The following is a 4,155-nucleotide window of genomic DNA, read 5'->3' as shown; positions in this document are numbered from 1 at the left end:
ATCTCGGCCGGCGCGGTGTTCATGGGCGCCAACACCTATATCGGCAACGCGCCCAATTTCATGGTGCGCTCGATCGCGCAGGAGCGCGGCGTGGCGATGCCCAGCTTCTTCGGCTACATGGCCTGGTCCGGCGGCATCCTGCTGCCGCTGTTCCTGCTGGTGTCGCTGGTCTTCTACGCCGGCTGACCTGCTACCAGCCCCTCCGCAGCAGGGCGCCGATCAGCGCGGCCGAGGCCAGCAGCGGTGCTACGGTCCGCACATGGTTCCAGCCGGTCCATTCCCGGAGGTAGCGCGTCCACAGCGCCGCACCTTCGGTGCTGGCCGGGTTCGCCGCCGCCAGCGCGTCGTTCAGCGGGACGTTGAAGGCCATGGTCACGACGATGGCGCCGATGACATAGAGCGCGCCGCCGGCGAGCAGCAGGGCGGCCCCCGGCTCCTGCCAATGCAGCACCGCGACGACCGCCAGGACGATGCAGGCCAGCGCGGTGCCGAACAGCGCCGACATGAACCAGGGGGTGACGGCGAAGACGTTGATGGACTGCATCGCCGCGATGCCCTGCGGCGGCAGCAGCCGGCCCAGCGCCGCCATCACGAAGGTCGTGAAGGCGAAGAACACGCCGCCGATCAGGCCGCAGCCGATGGCGGTGACCAGGGTCAGGATGGTGAGCAGACGGTCGGTCATCGTGCGCTCCGAGGGAAGAGAGGTCAGGCGGCCCAGATGCCGGTCGCGGCCGCGGCGCGGGCATAGGCGCTGAAATCCCGAGGCGCGCGGCCCAAGGCGCGGCGGACGCCGTCGGTGAGGTGGGCGTTGCGCCCGTCCAGCACCTCGGAAAACAGGTACTTCAGCAGATTGGCCAGGTCTGGCGGCAGGCCCGCGGCGGCCAGCTCGGCCTCGAACTCCGCCAGCGGGATCTGCTGGTAGCGGATGTCACGGCCGGCGGCCTCGGCGATCTCGCCGATGGCGTCGGCGAAGCTCAGCAGCCGCGGGCCGGTCAATTCGTAGAGCTGGCCGGCATGGCCGTCTTCGGTCAGCGCCGCGACCGCGGCATCGGCGATGTCGTCGGCATCGATGAAGGGCTCGCCGACCGGCCCGGCCGGCAGGGCGACCAGGCCGCTGCGCACCGCGTCGACCAGGTAATTCTCGCTGAAATTCTGGCTGAACCAGCTGGCCCGCAGGATGGTCCAGTCGGCGCCGGAGTCCTGCACCGCCGCCTCGCAAAGCTGCGCTTCCTCCTCGCCGCGGCCGGACAGCAGCACCAGCCGCCGGGCGCCGCTCTCCACTGCCTGCCGGGCGAAGGCGTCGACGGCATCGACCGCGCCGGGCATCGCCAGGTCGGGCGCATAGGCGATATAGACAGCCGACACGCCCTGCAACGCCGCGGCCCAGCCGGAGCGGTCGTCCCAGTCGAAGGCCGGGCGTCCGGCGCGCGAGCCGATGCGCACGGGCACGCCGCGCGCCGCCAGCCGTTCCGCCACCCGGCGGCCGGTCTTGCCGGTGCCGCCCAGCACCAGGGTCAGGGGAGTGTCGGTCATGGCGTCCTCCATAACATGAGTTATGCTCACATTTGCTAATGTGATAATCCCTCGTATTATGGATGGCAAGCGCAATCGTTCCGGACCCAGTTCATGGCCACGCCAGCCCCCTCGGACCCGCAGCCCTCGGCCGCGCGCCGGGTGCCGACCCAGCGCCGCAGCCGCGAGCGCGTGGAAAGCCTGCTCAGCACGGCGGCGGCCCTCATCGCGGCGAAGGGCAGCGACGCGATGCGGATGAGCGAGGTGGCGGAGAAGGCGGGCGTCTCGATCGGCTCGCTGTACCAGTACTTCCCGGACAAGGCGGCGATCCTGCGCACCCTGGCCGAACGCTATGACGCGCAGGGGCGGGAGTGCATCCGGGTCGAGCTGGACGCGGTGCGCGACATGCCCGGCCTGCGTGCCGCCCTGGGCCGCCTGACCGACGCCTATTACCAGATGTTTCTGGCCGAGCCCGTCATGCGCGACATCTGGTCGGGCACCCAGGCCGACAAATCGCTGCAGGACATGGACCTGGCCGAGAACCGCACCCTCGGCGGCATGCTGGCCGAGGTGCTGGCCCGGCTGCAGCCCCGGGCCGACCGGGCCGAACTGGAAACCTCGGCCTTCCTGACCATGCATCTGGTCGGTGCCACGGTGCGCCTGGCCATCACCGTCGACCAGGCCGAGGGCGAGGCCCTGGTCGCCACCTTCAAGCGGATGATGCTGAAGGAGATCCTGCCGGAGTGACGGCGGGCTCAGTGATCACAGGATCAGGAGCGGCGGACGCCGTGCCGCCGGGAGGCCAGCCTCAGCCAGGGCGCCGCATGGAAGGCGGCCATGAGCCAGTACATCGGGGCCATGCCGCTCAACGGCGATGCGTCCGGAGCGGCCGCACAGATCATGTCGATCGGTCCGCCCAGGGCGGGCGTCAGCAGGGCCATCAGGGTGAAGGTCGGCGCTGCCGCCAGGGACAGCCAGTCGGCGGCGCCGAGGCCGGCCACGGGAGATTTCTGACCTGTCCCGGCGATAGGCGTCGCCATTTTCACGTCTCCATCCGTTCTCGATGCTGTCGGCGGTCGTCTGCCGCGGGATAGACTTGGCGCCGGAGGCCGGGATGGGGGGAGTGACAAGTGTGGCGGGATTCCGATGGACTCGCTGATCACCGCCGCGGCGCGTGCCCTCGCGGCGGGTGATCCGCTCGGCGCCCTGACGCGGGTCGCCCTGCGCGACGACGCGCCGGGGCTGGCGCTGCGGGGCATCGCGATGGCGCAGCTCGGCGACCTCGTCCGGGCGAAAGCTTTGCTACGCCGGGCGGCGCGCGCCTTTGGGCCGCGAGAGGCGGTGGCCCGCGCCCGATGCATCGTCGCCGAGGCCGAGATCGCGCTCGCCTCGCGCGATTTGGGTTGGCCGGCGAAGACGCTCGACGCCGCGCGGGCGACGCTCGAAACCCATGGCGACCGGGTGAACGCGGCCCATGCCCGCTATCTCGCCGTCCGCCGCCTGCTGCTGATCGGACGCCTCGATGAAGCCGAACGGGCGCTTGCCGAACTCGACCCCACCCCCTTTCCGCCGGCACTGCTGGCGGCCCATGAGCTGGTGGTGGCTGGGATCGCGATGCGACGCCTCCGGTCCCAGGCGGCGCGTGGCGCGCTCGCCCGGGCCCAGGGCGCCGCGCGGGCCGCCGGCATTCCCGCGCTGACGGCAGAGGTCGACAGCGCCTCCCGCATCCTGGACATGCCGGCGGCACGCCTGCTGGCGCGGGGCGCGGAACGCCCGCTGCTGCTGGAAGAGGTCGAAGCGCTGCTGGCGTCAGGGGTGCTCGTGGTGGATGCGTGTCGTCATGCCGTGCGCGACACCGGCACAGTGGTCTCGCTCGCCACCCGGCCGGTGCTGTTCGCGCTCGCCCGTGCGCTGGCCGAGGCGTGGCCCGGGGATGTGCCGCGCGGCGTGCTTCTCGCCTGGGCCTTCGGGGCGAAGTTCGCCGATGAATCGCATCGGGCCCGGCTGCGGGTCGAGATCGGGCGGCTTCGCAGGGAGCTGCGGATGCTGGCCGGCATCAGCGCCACGAAGCGGGGCTTCGCTCTGGTGCCGCGCGCCGGCGAGGTCGTCGTGCTGGCACGGCCGGTCGAAGAGCCGCATGCGGCGGTGCTCGCCTTCCTGGCCGACGGTGAATCCTGGTCGAGCTCGGCCCTGGCGCTGGCGCTCGGGGCCAGCCAACGCACCGTGCAGCGGGCGCTCGATGCGCTGGCAGTGGCCGGCAAAGTGCAGTCGTTCGGCCGCGGGCGGGCGCTTCGCTGGCTGACCCCGCCGATGCCGGGATTCACGACGACCTTGTTACTCCCGGCCCCGCTGACAGGTGGCTAGGGTCAGGACAAGACATCAAGCGATTGAGGTGGACCGATGAAACGATCAGCAGCCGAAATCCTCCAGGAATACGGACCCTTCCCGGGCGTCGACGAGGTGCATGGCGTCAGCTATGACGGCCAGCATGTCTGGTTTGCCGCCGGCGACACGCTGAACGCCCTCGATCCCGCCAGTGGGAAGACCGTGCGGTCGATCGATGTCGCCGCCCATGCCGGAACCGCCTTCGACGGCCGGCACCTGTTCCAGATCGCCGAGGATCGCATCCAGAAGATCGATCCG

At 71.0% G+C, this 4,155-nt stretch carries 7 protein-coding genes; 4 read left to right on the top strand and 3 right to left on the bottom strand.

Annotated features, from left to right (window positions below; translation table 11 throughout):
* The coding region (locus AC3XYG_RS39230; RefSeq protein ID WP_489145336.1) for a sodium:proton antiporter at positions 1–186 on the top strand (186 nt) is incomplete at its 5' end.
* A gap of 4 nt (positions 187–190) precedes the next feature.
* On the opposite strand, the gene AC3XYG_RS39225 is transcribed toward AC3XYG_RS39230, so the two are convergent.
* Together AC3XYG_RS39225 and AC3XYG_RS39220 are read right to left on the bottom strand one after the other, a co-directional pair.
* A complete protein-coding gene (locus tag AC3XYG_RS39225) occupies positions 191–682 on the bottom strand; it encodes an anthrone oxygenase family protein (protein ID WP_489145335.1) in 492 nt (163 codons plus the stop codon).
* A 23-nt stretch (positions 683–705) separates the two neighbouring features.
* Positions 706–1,533, bottom strand: a complete 828-nt coding sequence (locus AC3XYG_RS39220) for an NAD(P)H-binding protein (protein WP_489145334.1) — start codon at positions 1,531–1,533, stop codon at positions 706–708.
* A 93-nt stretch (positions 1,534–1,626) separates the two neighbouring features.
* On the opposite strand from AC3XYG_RS39220, the gene AC3XYG_RS39215 reads away from it, so the two are divergent.
* A complete protein-coding gene (locus AC3XYG_RS39215) occupies positions 1,627–2,259 on the top strand; it encodes a TetR/AcrR family transcriptional regulator (protein WP_489145333.1) in 633 nt (210 codons plus the stop codon).
* A gap of 23 nt (positions 2,260–2,282) precedes the next feature.
* Here AC3XYG_RS39215 and AC3XYG_RS39210 read toward each other — a convergent pair whose 3' ends face one another.
* Positions 2,283–2,552, bottom strand: a complete 270-nt coding sequence (locus AC3XYG_RS39210) for a hypothetical protein (RefSeq protein WP_489145332.1) — start codon at positions 2,550–2,552, stop codon at positions 2,283–2,285.
* 106 nt (positions 2,553–2,658) lie between these two features.
* Between AC3XYG_RS39210 and AC3XYG_RS39205 the strand changes: the two genes are divergently transcribed.
* Positions 2,659–3,876 carry a hypothetical protein gene (locus tag AC3XYG_RS39205; protein ID WP_489145331.1) on the top strand — a complete coding sequence of 406 codons (1,218 nt, stop codon included), beginning with the start codon at positions 2,659–2,661 and terminating at the stop codon, positions 3,874–3,876.
* A 36-nt stretch (positions 3,877–3,912) separates the two neighbouring features.
* Positions 3,913–4,155, top strand: a 243-nt coding sequence (locus AC3XYG_RS39200) for a YncE family protein (protein ID WP_489145330.1), incomplete at its 3' end; no start/stop codon positions are given.

This window comes from Inquilinus sp. (genome assembly GCF_057815775.1).
The sequence above is the reverse complement of the archived record's forward strand: the minus strand, read 5'-3'. Positions and strand labels throughout refer to the sequence as shown.

Bases quoted from the DNA above. Each gene is read 5' to 3' on its own strand.
- AC3XYG_RS39210 (WP_489145332.1), bottom strand. From the start codon at position 2,552: ATGGCGACGCCTATCGCCGGGACAGGTCAGAAATCTCCCGTGGCCGGC.
- AC3XYG_RS39215 (WP_489145333.1), top strand. From the start codon at position 1,627: ATGGCCACGCCAGCCCCCTCGGACCCGCAGCCCTCGGCCGCGCGCCGG.
- AC3XYG_RS39205 (WP_489145331.1), top strand. From the start codon at position 2,659: ATGGACTCGCTGATCACCGCCGCGGCGCGTGCCCTCGCGGCGGGTGAT.
- AC3XYG_RS39225 (WP_489145335.1), bottom strand. From the start codon at position 682: ATGACCGACCGTCTGCTCACCATCCTGACCCTGGTCACCGCCATCGGC.
- AC3XYG_RS39220 (WP_489145334.1), bottom strand. From the start codon at position 1,533: ATGACCGACACTCCCCTGACCCTGGTGCTGGGCGGCACCGGCAAGACC.